General features: G+C 36.4%; 1 protein-coding gene. It reads left to right on the top strand.

Going from position 1 to position 357, the window contains the following annotated elements:
- Positions 1 to 112 precede the first annotated feature (112 nt).
- Positions 113 to 357 (top strand): helix-turn-helix domain-containing protein (locus HC725_RS16605; protein WP_190332955.1); only part of this gene is annotated, 245 nt, incomplete at its 3' end.

The following is a 357-nucleotide window of genomic DNA, read 5'->3' as shown; positions in this document are numbered from 1 at the left end:
TGTCACCACCAGTGCAAAAATGATCCACTAACACCAATTGAAAATTGATCCACTTGGTATCATTCAGTTTTAACAAAACTGGATGGTGATTATGTTAACCAAGGAGATTTTTGTGGACATTATTACCCTATATCGACAAGGAAAAAGCATGCGGGCAATAGCTCGTGAGTTGAATATTTCACGGAATACCGTTAAAAAATATATCGTTGAACAAGATGCTTATCCCCAATATAAATCAAGGCTGACGACTCAAAGTAAACTTACTCCATATAAGCAATACATTCTCCAACGAATAGAATCAGCTAAACCTCACTGGATACCAGCTTGTGTTCTTTTTCAAGAAATAAAAGACCAAGG

The sequence above is a fragment of the Vibrio sp. S17_S38 genome, assembly GCF_014694375.1.
Taxonomy (GTDB): Bacteria; Pseudomonadota; Gammaproteobacteria; order Enterobacterales; family Vibrionaceae; genus Vibrio.
Note: the sequence above shows the minus strand (reverse complement) of the source record. Positions and strands in the feature narration are given on the sequence as shown.